This window comes from Chryseobacterium sp. JUb7, assembly GCF_024806495.1.
Lineage (GTDB): Bacteria > Bacteroidota > Bacteroidia > Flavobacteriales > Weeksellaceae > Chryseobacterium.
The window spans coordinates 134,141-151,693 of the sequence record NZ_JANUFF010000004.1 but is presented as its reverse complement, the minus strand read 5'-3'; the positions used below and the strand labels follow the sequence as shown (position 1 = coordinate 151,693).

The window sequence follows — 17,553 nt, the reverse complement described above, 5'->3', positions numbered from 1 at the left end:
TTATTTTAGTAAGTATATCAGTCTTTATCCAGTGTCGAGTTTTTCTTAGTATCTTTCATCGTTGCATAAACAATGAATGAAAAGAAAATACACGCTGTAATATACCAGTAGAAATAATGTTCTACATGAGCCTGTTTAAACCAAAGAGCAATATATTCTGCCGTTCCTCCAAAAATAGCAACCGTTAATGCATACGGTAATCCCACACCGAGAGCTCTTACTTCCGAAGGGAAAAGTTCTGCTTTTACCACAGCGTTTATAGAAGTATAACCACTCACGATAATTAATGCAGACATAATTAAAAAGAAAGCGCCCCACATTGATGTCGTTGTACTTAAGGCATTTAAAAGCGGATACGTGAAAACTGTTCCTAATATTCCGAAACTTAATAATAAAGGTCTTCTTCCGATTTTATCCGATAAAGCGCCAAAAACCGGCTGTAAACAGGCAAAAATAAATAATGAAATAAAAGAAATTAAGGTAGATTCTTCCTTTGTAAGATGAACCGTATTCACCAGGAATTTTTGCATATAGGTGGTGTAGGTATAAAATGCCAGTGTTCCGCCAAGCGTTAATCCAACTACTGTAATTAAGGCTTTCGGGTGTTTTAAAAGCTCTTTTATTGATCCTTTTTTCTTTTCATCAACCTGTTTTTTATTTTCAAAAGCTTCGGTTTCATGAAGATTGGCTCTTAAATATAATGCAATGACAGAAAGTAAGGCTCCGATGACAAAAGGAATTCTCCAGCCCCAATCTTCCAGTTGAGCTTCCGTTAATAATAGTTTCTGTAAAATCAACTGAATTCCCAACGCAATCAGCTGCCCGCCAATCAGGGTGACATATTGAAAACTCGAATAAAACCCTCTTCTTTCACTTGTTGCCATCTCGCTGAGGTAGGTCGCAGAAACTCCATATTCGCCACCCACACTTAAGCCTTGTAAAAGGCGTGCTACTAATAATAACAGGGGGGCCAGAACGCCTATTGTTTTATATGTTGGTGTCAACGCAATCAGTAGAGATCCGAATGACATCAGTAAAACGGAAAGGGTCATGGCTTTTTTTCTTCCGATTCTGTCAGCAATACTTCCGAAAAGCCAGCCTCCGACAGGTCGCATTAAAAAACCTACAGCGAAAATTCCTGCTGTATTTAATAATTGCGCCGTAAGATCCGAATCCGGAAAAAAAGAATGCGAAAAATAGATGGCAAATGCGGCATACGCATACCAGTCATACCATTCTACAAGATTTCCTATCGATCCGCCGACAATCGCCTTGATTCTTTGGGCGGTGGTGATTTGTGATGAATTCATAAGGGAAAGATATTTCTTTTTCCCTTACCTGTCAAAATGTTTAAATATATTTTTTGATGCTAAAATCGATATCCCAGAGATAATCCGCTTCTGAAGCCCAGCCACGGTCCGTCAACTTTTATGACAGCACCATTGGCATTGGTTTCTACAGAATAATTGACAACAGGGATATCCAGATTTTCAATTTCCTGTTTCAGCTGTGCCTGCATGTCGGGAGTAAGGACGACATCGCTGGTCATTGTAAACTCACCATTGCCACTACCGTAATGAGCTCCTGCAATCCAGAAATCAAGGACGAGATTCTGGCTTCTTGTAAGAAAAAACTGAACCCCGACCATTAAGCCGCCGCTGTGCCCACGGGTATCTCCATAACCCTTTAAGGGAATCTCATAGGTTGTTCCGCTGAAATTGTAATCATAGTAAAAGTCGAACGTATTCGAAGTAACTTTTGAATACCGGTAATAAGGAGCAAAATAAAACCCCTTACCATAGCCGTGACCAATATATACACGAGGTTCAATGGTGAAATTGAAGGCTTTTACTTCGAGATTCTGAAATCTTTTTTCATCTTCATCATTTAAAAATGAATTGATAAACGGTACTTTTCCCTCGGGCATCGTCCCAAATCCCATATTTACCGACAGCCATTTGTTGAATGATCTTTCGTACGTTAAATTGATATTTCTAAATGCATAAGCTGTAACGTTGGTCTTAATAATATTGAGCTTTTCTGAAGAAACAGCATTAGCTTCCTGGGCATTCACTTCCGATAAGAGAAGTGAGCAAAATACTAAGGTGAGATGCTTTTTCATAATCGTAAATTTTCATTAATATAAAGTGATGGTTATTGAGGCAACAGCAAAAAACGGGCAAAGGTGAAAAAAAAACACTTTTTTGTGAAAAAATAAATTTCTGTTTATGAGTTATTTACGATTGTGTTTATAATTTCAATTTGCTGCGTATGTAACAAATACCGGATATTGACTGTCATTACTGTATATTATTCTATTGCTGATATGAAAAAAACTATATTTTCTGTGCTTCTTCTATGTGGAATTTTGGTGTTTTCTCAGGAAAATGTAAAAAAAGACACGATTGATGAGACTAAAACGGAAGAGATTCAGGAAGTGATCCTGAAATCCCAACGTAAAAAACAGTTTGCTGATAAATCGGTCTATACCTTTGATAAAGAGGCATTGGAAAAAGCCCGCTATGCAAAAGATCTTTTGAGTACTTTACCGGAATTACAAATCGATCCGATTGCTAATACATTAAAAAGTACCAAAGGCGGGACGACTTTATTTTTAATCAACGGAATTGAAGCTACGGACCTGCAGATTCGAAGTGTAGCTCCTTCTGAAGTTGTAAAAGTGGAATATTATGATATTCCGCCTGCAAGATGGGCGACACGAGCTGATGTTGTGGTGAATCTTATTACCCGTTCTACCGAAACAGGCTATGTTTTCGGAACAGACGTAAGTTCTGCTTTAAATACGGGTTTTGTTAATGGAGCAGCTTATGCGAATTATACCAAAGGGAAAAATAATTTAGGTTTGGAATATTCTATCAATTTCAGAGATTATGACAATAGAAAAGTCAATAGTATTTACGATTATCAGCTTAATAACAGCCATTACCGTTCAGATGAAAATAAAAAGGATCATTTCGGATACACTTATCAGAACGTAGCCTTAAGATATACCCGAATGGTACCCGATAATTACGCTTTTCAGGCTAAAATGAATGTAGATATTTATTCAAGTTTCGTGAAAGGAAACGGAAAAAGTATTTTTACTCAGGATCATTTGTCGGAAGAGCATGCTATGCTGAAAAACGGGTCGTCTGATTATACAACGCCTACTTTAGATCTGTATTTTTCAAAAAACATCGGAAAAAAAGATGAGCTAAGCGTGAATATTGTAGGATCTGCATTTAAAACAAATACTTTGGAATTGGCTAAGGAATGGGTTGTTTCTTCGGGAGATCCGGTTTTTGATAATGATATGAATCTTCAGACCCGGCAAACAGGAATTGTGGGTGAACTGGCTCATGTTCATACTTTCGACGCAGGAAAATTATCTTCGGGATATCGTGTTTCAAATACGAATATTTCTAATGATCTTCAGAACCTTTCCGGCTTTTCAGAATACAGTGTCAATTATCTTGAGCAATATTTTTACACGGAATTTTCAGGAAAAGTTAAAAAATTCAGTTATCGTATTGGAGCAGGATTAACGAATATTCACAATAAAAGTGCAGAGAATACTTTTGATCAATGGTCGTTTACTCCGAAAATTATTTTAGGATACCAGCTGAAAGATAATCAAAGTCTCCGTTTAACGAGCAGCTACAGACCTATAGGTCCGTGGAGTTCTGCTTTGAGCAGTAATATTGTTCAGATGGCTCCAAATATTGTACAGAAAGGAAATCCCTATTTAAAATCTCAGCAGATGTTTGCGAATAATTTTATTTATTCATTTAATAACAAGTATTTTGATTTTAATGCAAATATATTTTACAGATATACAGATCGAACGATCAATCAATATTATGTGCTGGATCAGGATTTTGGATATGCTTTGACTTATGAAAATGCTAAAAATTCCCAACAATTCGGTGTGCAATTGTCGGGTTCTTATAAACCTTTCGGAAACAGTCTTTTGGTAGCAAAATTATACTTAACTCCTGCTTCAGAAATGATCCGAACGAGTAGTGGAGCTTTAATTAAAAATAATTATCTCGCGAATAATTTGGTATTGTCTTCAGAATACAAATCTTTCAGTCTGCAATATCAGTTGAATATTCCTGTTTATACGCTGAATGGAGCTTTTTTAAATACCAATGAAAACCAGAATCATGTATTTGCCAGTTATAAAAAGAAAGAATGGACTTTTATGGCCGGAATGTACTGGGTCGGAATGCCTTCTGAATATAAGACGAAAAGTCTGCAGGAAAGTTTAGTGAATTACAGTCGTGTTAATCAGATTATGAATAACAAATCGATGTTTATTCTGGGCCTCAGCTATGATTTTTCTAAAGGAAAGAAAACTGAATTACAAAAGAAACTGAATAACTCCACAGCTCCTGCTGCTACTTTCTAATTTTTTATTCTTATTAAATAAAAATCCGCCCGGTATTCAACTGAGCGGATTGTATTTTTTATAGTGACTACTATTTTTTAATGAATTTTGTAGCTTCTTTTGTGTTTGTTCCCGAAACTTCAATAAAATAAGGAGCTGGCGGTAACTCTGATACCTGAATTCTTCCTGATTTTAAATCTGAAGTTTTGATTAATTTTCCGTCTAAACTGTAAATATTTGCTTTAGAATACTTGCTGGTTTCTCCTTTAAATTTTATAAAATCCTGAGCAGGATTCGGATAGATGGTAATGTTTTGCTTTTTAGCTATATGATCGTTAACCGATAAAAATGTTTCATTTAAAGCCTGAGCACCCACCGTAGTTTGATTCATACCTAAAGCCGGTACGTTGATATTCGCACTTGTTGAAGAAAGCAACGGGAATTTATACGTACTGTTGTAATACATATAAGCTGTATTGGTAACAGTTCCTACCGGGAAACCACTTACTGTTAAGTTAAAAGTCTGTATAGATTTTATCCTTAAAACTCCGGTATAAGTTTTTGTTCCGATAATTAAAGTTCCTGCGGCATCAGCAGAAATGACAATGTTTCCACTGAAGTTTCCAGAAGCTGCCGAAGAAGAGAATGTTCCGGATGCTGTATCATTTTCCGAATATCCAAAAGCTGCAGGATACGAAATATAAGTTCCGTTATTGGTTGAAAAATTCAGAGTGGCATCCGGTGTTACCAATCCTGTGATCTCCAGTTTGGAAGCGGTTGCTTTATAGAAGATAGTATTGCTGCCGTTTACCATTTTTATGGTCGTTCCCGGATAAGTAGAGATTTCAGCGGGAGTAGGCAAAGAATAGGCTGAAGGAGCAGCAGCACCCTGAGTTAAGGAAGCGTTGCTGAAGGTGACGTTGTTACCTGTTGCAGAATTATCCACCGTTCCGTTTACATTGGAATTGTTGACAGTTTCACCTGCTACAGGGTCGTTAAATGCTTTTGTAATCGTAGTTTGCGCTGAACATAAGCTATAAGCAGTCAGCATAAAAAATAGAGTTTTTTTCATAATCCTTAATTTGGCTTAAAGATAATCAAAAACTCATATTCATAAATAAATTTTATTTAATGATAACTTAATTTTAATAAGAAATTCAAAATGAAAAAACCGCTCAAAAAAATGAACGGTTATTCTGTGCGTTGATCTCTGTGACTTGAAGTCGGAAACTGGGTGTTAGAAGTTTCAATGCAGAAAAATATCTACAATAATGTTAACTTTCAGTCTCCATCTTCCCATTCAATTCCTAATTCTGGCTGATCATCATTTTTCGGTATGAATAAATATCTTCGATGGTCACCACAGTCATTTCTCTTTTTTCTGCGAAATCTACAATTTCCGGAAGTCTTGCCATAGTTCCGTCTTCGTTGGTTAATTCACACAAAACAGCGTCCTGACCCAGATTGGCGAGTTTTACCAAATCTACACTTCCTTCCGTGTGTCCGCGTCTTTCAAAAACACCGTCTCTTCTTGCAATTAACGGGAAAACGTGTCCCGGACTTGCAATGTGCTCTGCCACTGCATTTTCAGCAACCGCTGTTTTGATGGTTGTGACACGGTCTTTTGCGGAAACTCCAGATTCTACGCCTTCTTTGGCTTCAATGGAAATCGTAAATGCGGTTTGGTTTTTTGAATTGTTGGTTTCCACCATCGGGCGAAGATTCAAATGCCTGCTTTTTTCCTCTGAAATACACAGACAAACGATTCCGCTGCATTCGCGGATCAAAAGTGCCATGTCTTTTTCTGTAATGGTGGATGCGGGGAAAATGATGTCGCCTTCGTTTTCACGGTTTTCATCATCGACTAAAAGAATGCCTTTCCCCTGTTGTAATGTTAGAAGTGCTTTTTCTACACGTTCTTTCGGTGTTGCTCCGAATTTTTCTAATAATTTTTCCATGTTATTTTACTTTTTGAAAGTTAAAATACACTTCGGTACATGGAAATGAAATACAACACAATGAGTCCATTGAAATAGCCTCACTGATTGTTTCATTTTCTTCTCCCATCCAGACTTTAACTGTCGGTTTTGGAATTTCACCAAATCAGTCCTTTAATTAAAAAGGAGTCGCGGACTGTAACCGCCGGTAGGGAATTGCACCCTGCCCCGAAGAAAACTTATACTAAGTTTTTACTGTATGTTTTAATTTAAATTTTTAATTCATTGATTTTTATTTAACGCACAGATGGCAAATTTCGGGAAGTTTTTTGGAATGGGGAAGAAATTTATGAATAATCCGTGTGCATTATTTTTCTCTGCACGCACATTCATGATTTTCATTTAAATAAGCAATGGTTGCTCTGCAAATTTTTTCTAAAGTATGAATATTAATATCAGAAAGTTTTTTAATATAAATACAAGCTTTACCCATTTTAAATTTTCCAAGGTCATTTAATAAAGGTTCGCTTTCTTTAGTTGGCGAATAAACATATAGTGAAAATTCTGCTTTGCGTGGAGAAAACCCAATTAAAGGCATGTCGCCTTCATGTCCGCTTTCATATTTGTAATGATAGCTACCAAATCCGATGATGGTTGGTCCCCACATTTTAGGTTCAAATCCTGACCATTCGCTCAGCAGTCTAATTAATTCAAAACTGTCTGCTTTTTTCTCGTCTTTTTCTACATATGAGTTGACGAAATCTTCAACACTGACTGTCGTTTCGGTGGTTTTATTTTTGGCCATAATGATTGGATTTTTTTATTTTGTTTTTTGTAAAAATAAAAAATGCTCTAAAAATCAGAGCATTTTTATAAATTATTCTTTCATAATTTTATCTTTCTCTTTCTGAAACTCTTCCTCCGACAAAACTCCTGAATCCCTCAATTCTTTTATCTTTTTCAATTTGTCATATTTCGTTTCTGAATTTTGATTTTGAGATTTTTCTTTGGGTAAAAATTTATCAGGAACAATAATTTCGCCTGATTTTATCGCATTTTCCACATCCATTTCATAGTTGATCAATCCGCTGCCGATTTTGACGTAATATACAAAGCCATTCTTTTTGCTTCCTCGCGTCATGATTTTCTTTACTTTAAAAGTCAGTCCGGAATTGCTTCTTCTGAAAGAATTAGCCTGATTGGCCAAACCTTGATAACCAGTCGTCGAATAATAATTGAATATAGAACCTGCATTGGTTCGGATAAATTTGAAATCGCCGTCATTCATGGAACCCGTTCCGATTTTTAAGTCTAAACCTTCATATACTTTAAATCCGGTTGAGGTGGTCAACGTATCATTTTCGAATTTTGGAGCCGTTTGAGAATAATACATTCCGAAAAATACGAGTGTGAAAATTAGTAATACTTTTTTCATTGTTTTATATTTAAAAATCAAAAATTTGAGAATCAAAAGTAAAACAAGTCATCAGGTTGACCTTACGGAAATCCTTATTTCATCGGTGTTTTATTCATTGTTAGTTATTTTTCCGTCAACTGATCAATATATTTTTTCAGCGTACTCGACACAGAATCCGAGCTTGAATTGGAAAGCTTCAATGCTTTTTCATAATTTTTAATGGCTTTAACATCATCAATATCTGTATAAAGATGCCCTAACAAAGAATAATAAAAAGGATTTTCTGTGAGATTTAATTTTGCAGCTTCGGAAATAGCTGCTGATTTTCCTCTTACTTTTGAAAAAGCAAAAGTGCGGTTGAGCGCGGCGATAGGAGAGTACTCGATCTGTAAAAGCTGGTTGTATAACTGAAGAATATTTTCCCACTTTTCATCAGTATTCTGTTTTTTCGTATGCCAAAAAGCAATGGCTGCTTCGAGATGGAATTTCGTTAACAGATTTCCGGCGGCACTTTGATTTAAATACTCAATTCCTTTTTCGATTAAGTCATAATCCCAAAGTTTATCATCCTGTTCTTCATACAGAATACTTTCTCCTTTTTCATTGAACCTTGCATTAAATCTCGAAGAATGAAAATACATTAATGATAACAGAGCATTCGCTGCCGGAGTATTGGTCATTTTATTTTCAATGAGAAGAGTAGTCAACCGAATGGCTTCAAGGCAAAAATCCTGTCGTAAAATTGTATTTTGAGATGTGGAATAATAGCCTTCGGAAAATAATAAATATAAAGTCGTAAGAACGGTTTCTAAATTTGTATTAATTTGTGAAACAGTGGGTTGTTCTATTTTAATGCCTTCTGTTTTTAATTTTTCCTTGGCACGTTGCAGTCTTTTGTAAACCACTTCTTTATTGATTAAAAAAGCATCTGCAATTTCCTGCGTTCCGAACCCGCAAAGTAAGTTTAAGGCTAAAGAAATCTGAGAATCCTTTGAAATGGAAGGATTACAAATGGTAAACATCATCGCCAGTTGGCTGTCGGCAATATTTTTCTGAGAAAGATCGATTTCAAATTCTTCGCGGTCGTTGGAAGCATATTTTATTTCAGTTGAAATTTTCTGCTGAAAAAGAGAATTTCGTTTAAAATAATTTTTAGATTTATTTTTTGCTACGGTGTATAACCAGGCCGTTGGATTTTCGGGAATTCCACTGATGCTCCAGTATTCTGTGGCAGTAAGGAAAGTGTCACTTACAATATCTTCGGCAATTTCGATATGATCAATACCAAATGTAGAACAGAGCACAGAAACTATTTTTCTGTACTCTGTTCTGAATAAGTTTGGTATTAATGCGTTTTCGTGCATCTAATTTAAATGAAAAAAATTATTCAGTTACTGTTGGAATAGCCATTCTCACTTCCACACTTGCTCCCCATTCAAGAATCGGGCATCCTTTTGCGATTTCTACTGCTTCATCGTAATCATTGGCTCTGATGATAAACATTCCACCGATTGATTCCTTGATTTCTGCATATGGACCGTTGGTTACGGTATTATTTTTTACCACTCTTCCGCCTAGATCCCATCTTTTTGGAGGAGCAACCAATTTATTCTGAGCTGCAATTCCTCCCAGCCAGTCCTGAAAAGGCTGAATGGCAGCCTGCATTTGTTCCGGAGATGGAGAAGCGTCTTTGTTGATGATATCTCTGTGTATGGCAATTAAAAATTCGTTCATGATGTTTATTTAATGTTTTAATAAATGTAATTGGATCGTATAAATTTAATAATAAAAACGGTTGTTTTATCTCTGATTTTCAGGATTGGAAATCCATTCATCGTAATGAATTGTTCCTAATTTCGCATTGTTATTTGGAATTAAAGTTGAGTCGTCCAAGGGTGCTCCGAAATATGTTGCATCAGGATCTGAAATTACTTCATCTTTGTTTTTCATGATGGTTGTGTATTTTTTGACCAAATCAGATAATTTGATTTTATCAGGACCTCCGATTTCTACGGTTGTATTTTTAGGCTCACCAATGGTTATGGCAGTCAGTGCTGTTACCACATCATCGGAAGCAATAGGTTGAATTAATGCCGGAGAAACGATAATTTTATTATCTATGGTACTTGAATGAACAATCCCGCCCACAAATTCAAAAAACTGTGTTGAGTGTACAATAGTGTAAGGAATTCCTGAAGATTTTATAATATCTTCCTGTATTTTTTTTGCCCTGAAATATCCGCTGTCCTGCAAACGCGTGGTTCCTACAACAGATAAAGCAATATGATGACTGACACCTGCTTTTTTCTCTGCAGCTATTATATTTTCTCCGGAAGTTTTGAAGAAATTCATGACGTCTTCATCCGCAAAAGAAGGGGAGTTGGCAACATCCACAACAACGTCTGCATGCTCCAAAGCCTGGTCTAAGCCTTCTCCTGTAAGTGTATTCACACCTTTATTTGGTGAAGCTGCCAATACTTCATGCTCTGAATTTTTAAGACTGTTGACCAATTTGCTCCCGATCAATCCTGTCCCGCCGATTACTGTGATTTTCATTGTATATATTTTTAGGGGTTTATATCTTAATGACAACCGGAGTTTCGGGATTGGACATCTTTTGTGAAAAATAATTGAGAAAGGAAGATGAAAGATGGAAGATGGAGGGTTCAAGTTGCTTGTTTTATTTCTAACGTAAGAATAAAGCTATAGATACTTATCCAATCAACCTCAAAATAATCAACTATCAGTTAATTTATAATTTCAGCATCAGGATTTTCTCTTAATTTTGCGAGTCTTTCTTTCCAGTTTTGGAGCTCTTCATCGGTCAGTTTTATCCATTCGGTTATTTCACCAACAATTTTTAAAGGCTCTTTGCTGCGGAAAGATCGGGTAGGATTTCCCGGAAATTTTTTATCGGTTACATTCGGGTCATCTTCAAATTTTCCTGTGGGCTCCACAATATAAATACGTTCACTACCTTCTCCTTTTGCCAGTGCAGCAGCCAATCCGGCGCCGTTCTGTAAAGCTGTAAAATAGATATGATTCATTATGATTTCGGGATAATAGTTCGACCCGAATCCTGCAGTCAGCATTTCTCCTATTTTAAGATCTGCTTTTGTACCGTGGTAGAATGGTCCTTTATCCAGAATGTCTTCTTTATTTTCCATTTTTTAAGTGTTTATTTGAGTTTTTCACAACCTGTAAACTTATGTAATTGTTTTCATAATAAAAAGCCGTTCCGGAAGAACGACTTTAAAAATTAATTTGAAGAAGGATTTTCTATTGCGAATTTGTTTTATTCTTTAATTTTAGACTTGATATTAAAAATTAAAGTTCCGTAAGATGTGCCCGATGCATCTTTTATTTCTGATTTAAAGTAAAATAAATCCTTTAAAAACTTTTGATGGAAAACTTCGATAACAATTTCTTTACCGGTGGGAATTGCGTTAGATGCATAGCCGTCCATGCTTTCTATTTCATAGGAATATTTATCTCCTAAAAAAGTAAAAATCTCCTTTAGAATTCGATCCCCGATAAAAGCAAAAGGGACCAGTGGATAGTTTTCAAAATGTCCTTTACATTGTTCCGGGGTAAAGGGTTTTATGGATATATTAAATCGGTTCTCGCTTTTTATCTCACTGATTCTACTCTCCGGAAGGCTTTTATCATAAGCTGTTATTGAATCATCATGATAGAAATTTTTGTAAAAATGTTTAAATGCTTCTTCTGCAATAATATAATGATTGATCTCGAATGAATACAACATTTCACGGGAGTGGATATCTTTGATAAGAATCACTGATTTCCCTTTCATTTCTGATTCTAAAGAACTTTCACAGGTAACAAAAACGGAACTTGATGTTTTATGGGATAATTTTCTGAATCTTATGGTCTCGCCAAGAAAATATATTTTTTTTAGAGAGGTATCGTTTATAATCCGATATAAATTACAGCTACCGAGTGAAGAAAACACTTTACAGTGCTCAGGAAAGTTTTTATTCTGAAAATCGAAATCTAATATTTCTGTTTCCAGGATATGATCATTAAATTTTAAGTTTTCGGGAATTGAAAAGAAGGGAGTGGTTTCCCCAATGTAAGGAATGATGTTTTCTTGGATATTAGTTATCATTTGAATATGTTTTAGGTTATAGAATTTGTTTTCATTTTTGATAATGTACTGTATTTCGTTATAAATTATTTCGTGGAAAATGTAGATTTTTCATGATAATATTTCTTTTATTGGTGACTTTATTAATGTGAATTTACGAAAAAAAATAACATAACGATTTGTTAGTAAGTGAATTATTAATATTTATAGAATAATGATTTTATAAATATTACAGGAGTACGAAAGAAGTATGAGTTTTTATTGTAAAGAAAAAACACTCCAGGCTTTGGAGTGTTTTGGTTTATTATTGAAATGAAAAAAGACTATTTTTTATAAATATTCTTCTTTATTTATAGTTTTCGGGTGTCTTTAAATTACCTTCTTAATACTAAAGCCGTTAGATTGAAGGTATTCATCAACGCCCACATCAAAAGGAACGTCATAACCGTTATCTAAATCATAGAGTCCTGCTCCGGAATCTGAAGATTCTAAAAACCCAATCATTTTAGACTGCGTTTTTTCTTTGGCATTTCTCCAGCAGTTCATTAAGAAATCACATTCCAAACCGAATTGATTTTCCCAGTAATTAGCCGGATCCAATTGATCATTCTCATCAAGATAGGCTGAATAATCAATATTATTTTCATCCAGAACTTTTTTACATAATTCCTGAACATCCATGAAAGAGTAGTCTTCCAAGGCATGCTCTTTCAAATGCAGTTCTGCAATATTGACGGTTTTATCCGGAGAATAAAATTCATAATTAGGTAAAGCAAACAAAAAGCTCAAAGGACTTGAAGCGTAGTAGTAGAGGCTGATGACTTCGATTTTTTCATCATCTTCCCGAAATTTATATTTTGAACTTAAAACATCAGTCAAAAAATCGGTTACTGCTTTTTCTCTGGGCAGAAGGAAAGTATTTTTAAAGGCCTCATCAATTTTTGTTTCTATTTTCTTCATATCTGACTTTTCTTTTTGTGACAGTAAAAATAAAGAAAAGCAATGATTGTTTCTCGATTTTAAATCAGTAAGTATATGTAACAGATCTGAATCATATTTAATTTTCAAATTTTTCCTCAACGTTTGTTAAAATTTCGCAGTCACAATAACCGCCGTTTTCAGCTAACCATTTTAAAACATTTTCAGGGTTTTGTATTTTATTATCCCTTAAAAATTCTATTGTTAATCTGTTGGTATTATCACAACCTATTTTTTCTAAACGCTCATCAAGGTCGTCAAATAATTTTTCAAAAGCTTCTCGCGCCATAGGCAAATTGAGTTCGAATTCTTCCTGTTGTTTTTGTCTCAGTTCATCAAGGATTTGCTTTCTCCGTTTTTTTTCATTTTTATCCATACGCTACCTGCTATTTTTTTAATTGAAATCGTACGGATAACCGATTTCTTTAAGATCTGCTTCAAGTTGTTGCCAGTCTTCTGGTTCTTCAACAAGAGTCAATACCATGTTTTTTGTTAGGGTCTCTTTATTGTAAATTTTTGCAACGGTTTCCAAAGGAATTCCGGGTTCTTTATAGCTATCTTCAAAATATTCTGTTGCCCAGTCGATGTACGTTTGTGGATTACCGTCAAAAATACTCAACAGTTCTGCAGAATGGTCATCATCACTTTGAAGCTGCCCTGTTTGCCAGTTTTCTTTGTCGGTAGCCCATAGACAAAATGTTGTTCCGATTGTGTTAACGGGTTCTCCAAAAATAAACTCGTTAAAAGCTGAAGGTAAATTTGCTGTTAATTGATGTTTGTCAGACGGTGGATATTCGTGCGCAAAACCGTTGATGACACATCCTTTCGGTGAAAACAAAACGAGCATTTGATCTCCTGAACCATCTCGCATTTCGAAAAACTCTTCATTATCCGACCATTTATTATTGTAAGAATAATAGCGGTATTCCCATTCCTGAGAAAGAATAGCATCTAAAACAGAGATTGCTTTGCAGATGGTTTGCAGTATTTTGGGGTCGGGAAGGAGAGTGTAGTCTTTAGTGGAAATCATATTTAAATTTGGATTTTATTTTTAAAGAAAGAGCATTTAATTCTTTATCAACCTATGAGTTTATTCAGAGCGGGCCTTTAATTAAACGCTTTCTCTTCTTCTAAAGATATTATTTTCATACCTACAAACCTAAAGGAGCTTACCGAAACTTGATACACCTTTTTGAGTTCATCTTTAGTTATTTTAAAATTATTCTTTAATAAATTTTTGTGTCATGGTTTCTCCTGTTTGTAATTTGAATTTCAATAGATAAGTTCCTTTCAGTAGATTTGAAATATCAATGAAAGATTTGTCAACGGTATCCGATGACACTTTCTGTCCGATCATATTGAAAATTTCATACGTCCTGATGTTTTTTTCAGACACAAATAATCGATCATGAGCAGGATTAGGATATACGTTGATTTTTAATTTTTCGGCATCGGCAGTGCTAAGATTACCGGTTATTATGATTTTTGCAATTCTAAATCTATCGTTATTATTATATTTAGAAAATGCCCCGTAAATAAAAATGGTATCATTACTAATTGATATTATGGAAGAAACGGCACTATTGGGTCCTGTTCCCACGTTAAAAGATGGATCAAGGCTTCCATCACTATTTAAACGGGCAATTTTTTTGATCGGTATTCCGTTATATTGATTCAATTCTCCTCCAATTAATATTTTCTGATTGCTTTGAAGGCAAATTGAACCTATCGGAGTATCAGTTTCATTATCCAAATTAAAATTAGTGTCTAATGCACCGTCATTTTTCAATCGGATAAGTCGCTGTTTCGATATCCCGTTGATAGAAAAATAAGCTCCGAAAAGAATATTCCCGTTATTATCTTCTACAGCATTTGAACGTACAAAATCATTGATGGTGATCTGAGGATCAAATGAAGTATCAAGTGTTCCATTGGCGTTAAGGCGAGCAATGGAATTTCTGGTTACATTGTCATAAGCACTGAAAATACCATTTATAATAATTTTTCCATTTTGGAGAAGTGTACAAGAATTTATTTTATTATTAGGACCAAACTGAGGTGCGAAAGATGTATCAATACTTCCGTCTCCGTTGAGACGTGTTATGTAGTTCGCAAAATGACCGTTAACATAAGTAAAATCGCCGGCAATGATAATTTTTCCATCAGGCTGAAGCACTATTGATCTTACCATTTCATTTGCCCCGGATCCTGTATTAAAGGATGAATCAATGCTGCCGTCAGGATTTAATCTGGAAATATAGTTTTTGACTCCAGAGCCGTTATCCGAACCTCCAACAAGAATTTTTCCATCAGGCTGCACGACGATTGAAGTGGTCATGAAATTATTAAATGTAGTCGGAGGATTAAAAGTAGAATCAAAGCTCCCGTTAGCATTGAGTCTGGCAATTGCAACGATTGGTACAGGTTGTCCAATGTAGGCATCACCTCCTATCAGGACTTTATTATCGGATTGGATTGCAATGCATCGAATATGGGTATAACTGCTTGTTGCAGGATTAAAGGAAAGGTCTAGGTTTGCCGTTTGTCCAAAAAACAAAGCCGAAAATATAAAGCTCAATAAAAAAAGTATATTTTTTTTCATATGTACTTAATGGTAGGTTATTGATGTAGTTTAAAATGTTGTATAATTGATTAAAGGCCTGCCGCATTGCAATATGAAATCAATAGTATTTCCTGTTTCTTTTTGATACAAATCAACCAATTTGAAAGGTAATAGTATTTTGGCGTGGATGTCGGAAAAAAGGGTGATTTTCATAATGTGTTTAATTATTAAAATATATAAAGCAGGAGTTTGAAGTGATCAAGATCAATTTATGATTATTCTTTTTCCTGCCTTAAAATATGATTAAGCTTTTATGCGTATTGTTAAAAAGCTTCTGATGCTTCTTTTTTTGTAGAATTATATTCAACTAATGTTGCAAATGCTTTCTTTAATCTATCTACTAGGGCTTGATCAGGTGTAAAACTGAATGGTGTTCTATAATTATTATAATTGGGTCCACTTATTGAAAGGTTGTTATAAAAATTACCTTGGCCTGCTTTGTCATAATCACATTGAACGTAAATTAATTGTCTTCCTTGAATATAAAAATCGTCTGAATATTCGCTATTCATTTTTGTGACTTTATTTAAGTCAAAACTATAATCACAAAACTTATCAATTCCGTAATTGCTTCTATAGGTAAAAATTCCGTCTTTATAAGAAAGAAATGCTTCGTCACGATGTGTGCCTATATTTTCTTTCATTTTTCCTGCAATCCAATCCAATCCATTGTTTCCTGTTTGGTAGGTTTGGTGGTTTTATTTTCAGTGGTTGGTTTAGCAGCTTTTGCAGGTGCTTTCTTTTGAGCATTTACACTCATACTTGCAACTGTCACGAGTAATACAGCTGCTAATTTTAATTGTTTGGTCATTGTTTTTTTATTTACTTTTTATTACTTCATAATCTTAATCTGCTCCAACAATCCTTTTTCATTTTTAAAACTAAAAATATAAATTCCCTTTTCTAAAGATGATAAATCTATATGTTGATTGAAATTGGCCGAACCCTTAATAATTTGTTTTCCATCCATTGAGAAAATAATGTACTCAAACCGACTGTCACTTTTATTTTTGATGACCAAATGATCTCTGAATGGATTGGGATATGCCTGTATTTTAAATACATTTTTTTCATTTACGGCAAGTATATTTTCACTGATATCCGCAACTTGTGTACTTTTAATTGATGAACCGATAACAGCTGTTGTATTACCTCCCATAATGTACAACTTGTTGTTATACACTTCTGCTGCGGAATGTCTTCGGGCAGTCATATTGGATGATAACTGATGCAGTTGATTGGTGGTCGTATCAAAATAAGCCAGATAAGTTTGATTATCATAATCACCTACAATAAAAATCTTATTATTCGATACAGCGACCGAATGTCCAGAAACGCCAACAGGCATTGAATATTGATTGGTCCAGGCATTTGTATTAAGGTCGTACACATCGATCAGATTAGAGTTTGTTCCATTAAAACCACCGATCACATACAATTTATTATTCACGATTTTGCCTTTCGTTTCTTTGGCTGTCGGCATATCCGGTAATGTAGTCCAGGTATTTAAAGCGATATCGTAATACTGAAATTTATTAGAGTAAGGAGAAGTACCATTTAATCCGCTGCCTCCAAAGGTGTATATTTTTCCGCTATGAATTGCAGAGCCTAGATTTCCGGCATACAATGGGTTGGTCGCTCCGTTGGTTACCGTATTTGTGCCAAGATCTACGATTTCCATATTGTTATTTCCCCAACCGTTAAAAACATAAATTTTATTATTGTACGTTTCCGAACTGGCAAATCTTTTAGGAGTCAGAGCCATATCGAGAACAGTCCAAGTGTTATTCGTAATGTTATATTTTTCAATGTAACCGGAATCTCCGTTTGCGGTATAGCCAGTGCTTACATAAATGTTATCATTCACGATTACGCTTGTAATTGCGCCTCTTCCGGCAGACATATCCACAAGATTTTGGAAATTTAGGGTTTGTGCATTTGCTAAGAATGAAGCAAATAAAGGAATAAGTAAAAATTTGGTTTTCACTGGTTTTAAGATTGTTAGTTTTTGATTTGACTTTCTGTTGAAGAGTTTGCTTCAATAGAAAATTGAGGGACAAAGATAGGGAAAAAGTCACGGATTGTAAATCTGCGATGCGA

Annotated in this window: 19 protein-coding genes and 1 riboswitch; of the genes, 1 reads left to right on the top strand and 18 read right to left on the bottom strand. The window is 35.0% G+C overall.

Annotated elements, in window-relative coordinates:
- Window positions 1-17: 17 nt before the first annotated feature.
- Both M2373_RS09625 and M2373_RS09620 read right to left on the bottom strand, forming a co-directional pair.
- Window positions 18-1,310 carry an MFS transporter gene (locus tag M2373_RS09625; RefSeq protein ID WP_259110068.1) on the bottom strand — a complete coding sequence of 431 codons (1,293 nt, stop codon included), beginning with the start codon at window positions 1,308-1,310 and terminating at the stop codon, window positions 18-20.
- 59 nt (window positions 1,311-1,369) lie between these two features.
- On the bottom strand, window positions 1,370-2,122 hold the full coding sequence (locus tag M2373_RS09620; protein WP_259110065.1) for a DUF3575 domain-containing protein: 753 nt from the start codon (window positions 2,120-2,122) through the stop codon (window positions 1,370-1,372).
- A gap of 204 nt (window positions 2,123-2,326) precedes the next feature.
- Here M2373_RS09620 and M2373_RS09615 point away from each other — a divergent pair, with 204 nt between their 5' ends.
- A complete protein-coding gene (locus M2373_RS09615) occupies window positions 2,327-4,411 on the top strand; it encodes an outer membrane beta-barrel protein (RefSeq protein ID WP_259110063.1) in 2,085 nt (694 codons plus the stop codon).
- Window positions 4,412-4,481: 70 nt separating this feature from the next.
- On the opposite strand, the gene M2373_RS09610 is transcribed toward M2373_RS09615, so the two are convergent.
- The 16 genes from M2373_RS09610 to M2373_RS09535 all read right to left on the bottom strand — a co-directional run bounded on the left by M2373_RS09610 (window position 4,482) and on the right by M2373_RS09535 (window position 17,440).
- On the bottom strand, window positions 4,482-5,462 hold the full coding sequence (locus tag M2373_RS09610) for a T9SS type A sorting domain-containing protein (RefSeq protein WP_259110060.1): 981 nt from the start codon (window positions 5,460-5,462) through the stop codon (window positions 4,482-4,484).
- Window positions 5,463-5,697: 235 nt separating this feature from the next.
- Window positions 5,698-6,348 (bottom strand): 3,4-dihydroxy-2-butanone-4-phosphate synthase, encoded by a 651-nt coding sequence (ribB, locus tag M2373_RS09605; protein ID WP_259110058.1) that lies wholly within the window; start codon window positions 6,346-6,348, stop codon window positions 5,698-5,700.
- A gap of 93 nt (window positions 6,349-6,441) precedes the next feature.
- Window positions 6,442-6,567, bottom strand: a riboswitch (FMN riboswitch).
- 127 nt (window positions 6,568-6,694) lie between these two features.
- Window positions 6,695-7,132: a DUF1801 domain-containing protein gene (locus M2373_RS09600; RefSeq protein WP_259110055.1), complete on the bottom strand. Its 438-nt coding sequence runs from the start codon at window positions 7,130-7,132 to the stop codon at window positions 6,695-6,697.
- A gap of 72 nt (window positions 7,133-7,204) precedes the next feature.
- Entirely contained in the window at window positions 7,205-7,762 is a 558-nt protein-coding gene (locus M2373_RS09595; protein WP_259110053.1) for an SHOCT domain-containing protein, read from the bottom strand.
- Between the two features lie 104 nt (window positions 7,763-7,866).
- A complete protein-coding gene (locus M2373_RS09590) occupies window positions 7,867-9,108 on the bottom strand; it encodes an RNA polymerase sigma factor (RefSeq protein WP_259110051.1) in 1,242 nt (413 codons plus the stop codon).
- Between the two features lie 19 nt (window positions 9,109-9,127).
- Window positions 9,128-9,478: a YciI family protein gene (locus M2373_RS09585; RefSeq protein ID WP_259110049.1), complete on the bottom strand. Its 351-nt coding sequence runs from the start codon at window positions 9,476-9,478 to the stop codon at window positions 9,128-9,130.
- Between the two features lie 66 nt (window positions 9,479-9,544).
- Window positions 9,545-10,300 carry an SDR family oxidoreductase gene (locus tag M2373_RS09580; RefSeq protein ID WP_259110046.1) on the bottom strand — a complete coding sequence of 252 codons (756 nt, stop codon included), beginning with the start codon at window positions 10,298-10,300 and terminating at the stop codon, window positions 9,545-9,547.
- Between the two features lie 191 nt (window positions 10,301-10,491).
- Complete coding sequence (gene arr, locus M2373_RS09575) at window positions 10,492-10,911, bottom strand: NAD(+)--rifampin ADP-ribosyltransferase (protein WP_259110044.1); 420 nt, start codon at window positions 10,909-10,911, stop codon at window positions 10,492-10,494.
- A 128-nt stretch (window positions 10,912-11,039) separates the two neighbouring features.
- Complete coding sequence (locus M2373_RS09570; RefSeq protein WP_259110042.1) at window positions 11,040-11,873, bottom strand: hypothetical protein; 834 nt, start codon at window positions 11,871-11,873, stop codon at window positions 11,040-11,042.
- A gap of 348 nt (window positions 11,874-12,221) precedes the next feature.
- Window positions 12,222-12,812 carry a hypothetical protein gene (locus M2373_RS09565; RefSeq protein WP_259110040.1) on the bottom strand — a complete coding sequence of 197 codons (591 nt, stop codon included), beginning with the start codon at window positions 12,810-12,812 and terminating at the stop codon, window positions 12,222-12,224.
- Window positions 12,813-12,909: 97 nt separating this feature from the next.
- A complete protein-coding gene (locus M2373_RS09560; RefSeq protein WP_259110038.1) occupies window positions 12,910-13,206 on the bottom strand; it encodes a DUF2695 domain-containing protein in 297 nt (98 codons plus the stop codon).
- Window positions 13,207-13,224: 18 nt separating this feature from the next.
- Window positions 13,225-13,860 (bottom strand): hypothetical protein, encoded by a 636-nt coding sequence (locus M2373_RS09555; protein WP_259110036.1) that lies wholly within the window; start codon window positions 13,858-13,860, stop codon window positions 13,225-13,227.
- Window positions 13,861-14,049: 189 nt separating this feature from the next.
- Complete coding sequence (locus M2373_RS09550) at window positions 14,050-15,432, bottom strand: T9SS type A sorting domain-containing protein (RefSeq protein ID WP_259110034.1); 1,383 nt, start codon at window positions 15,430-15,432, stop codon at window positions 14,050-14,052.
- 284 nt (window positions 15,433-15,716) lie between these two features.
- On the bottom strand, window positions 15,717-16,097 hold the full coding sequence (locus M2373_RS09545) for a hypothetical protein (RefSeq protein ID WP_259110032.1): 381 nt from the start codon (window positions 16,095-16,097) through the stop codon (window positions 15,717-15,719).
- Window positions 16,094-16,264 (bottom strand): hypothetical protein, encoded by a 171-nt coding sequence (locus M2373_RS09540; protein ID WP_259110030.1) that lies wholly within the window; start codon window positions 16,262-16,264, stop codon window positions 16,094-16,096. The genes M2373_RS09545 and M2373_RS09540 overlap by 4 nt, the downstream gene beginning before the upstream one ends.
- 21 nt (window positions 16,265-16,285) lie before the next feature.
- The gene (locus M2373_RS09535; protein WP_259110027.1) at window positions 16,286-17,440 is read right to left on the bottom strand and encodes a kelch repeat-containing protein; all 1,155 of its coding nucleotides are present in this window, start codon (window positions 17,438-17,440) and stop codon (window positions 16,286-16,288) included.
- Window positions 17,441-17,553: the final 113 nt, after the last annotated feature.

Coding starts and splice junctions, on each gene's coding strand:
- M2373_RS09550 (WP_259110034.1), bottom strand. CDS start 15,432: ATGAAAAAAAATATACTTTTTTTATTGAGCTTTATATTTTCGGCTTTG.
- M2373_RS09585 (WP_259110049.1), bottom strand. CDS start 9,478: ATGAACGAATTTTTAATTGCCATACACAGAGATATCATCAACAAAGAC.
- M2373_RS09545 (WP_259110032.1), bottom strand. CDS start 16,097: ATGAAAGAAAATATAGGCACACATCGTGACGAAGCATTTCTTTCTTAT.
- M2373_RS09540 (WP_259110030.1), bottom strand. CDS start 16,264: ATGACCAAACAATTAAAATTAGCAGCTGTATTACTCGTGACAGTTGCA.
- M2373_RS09580 (WP_259110046.1), bottom strand. CDS start 10,300: ATGAAAATCACAGTAATCGGCGGGACAGGATTGATCGGGAGCAAATTG.
- M2373_RS09560 (WP_259110038.1), bottom strand. CDS start 13,206: ATGGATAAAAATGAAAAAAAACGGAGAAAGCAAATCCTTGATGAACTG.
- M2373_RS09615 (WP_259110063.1), top strand. CDS start 2,327: ATGAAAAAAACTATATTTTCTGTGCTTCTTCTATGTGGAATTTTGGTG.
- arr (WP_259110044.1), bottom strand. CDS start 10,911: ATGGAAAATAAAGAAGACATTCTGGATAAAGGACCATTCTACCACGGT.
- M2373_RS09590 (WP_259110051.1), bottom strand. CDS start 9,108: ATGCACGAAAACGCATTAATACCAAACTTATTCAGAACAGAGTACAGA.
- M2373_RS09610 (WP_259110060.1), bottom strand. CDS start 5,462: ATGAAAAAAACTCTATTTTTTATGCTGACTGCTTATAGCTTATGTTCA.
- M2373_RS09595 (WP_259110053.1), bottom strand. CDS start 7,762: ATGAAAAAAGTATTACTAATTTTCACACTCGTATTTTTCGGAATGTAT.
- M2373_RS09555 (WP_259110036.1), bottom strand. CDS start 13,860: ATGATTTCCACTAAAGACTACACTCTCCTTCCCGACCCCAAAATACTG.
- ribB (WP_259110058.1), bottom strand. CDS start 6,348: ATGGAAAAATTATTAGAAAAATTCGGAGCAACACCGAAAGAACGTGTA.
- M2373_RS09565 (WP_259110040.1), bottom strand. CDS start 12,812: ATGAAGAAAATAGAAACAAAAATTGATGAGGCCTTTAAAAATACTTTC.
- M2373_RS09600 (WP_259110055.1), bottom strand. CDS start 7,132: ATGGCCAAAAATAAAACCACCGAAACGACAGTCAGTGTTGAAGATTTC.
- M2373_RS09625 (WP_259110068.1), bottom strand. CDS start 1,310: ATGAATTCATCACAAATCACCACCGCCCAAAGAATCAAGGCGATTGTC.
- M2373_RS09570 (WP_259110042.1), bottom strand. CDS start 11,873: ATGATAACTAATATCCAAGAAAACATCATTCCTTACATTGGGGAAACC.
- M2373_RS09620 (WP_259110065.1), bottom strand. CDS start 2,122: ATGAAAAAGCATCTCACCTTAGTATTTTGCTCACTTCTCTTATCGGAA.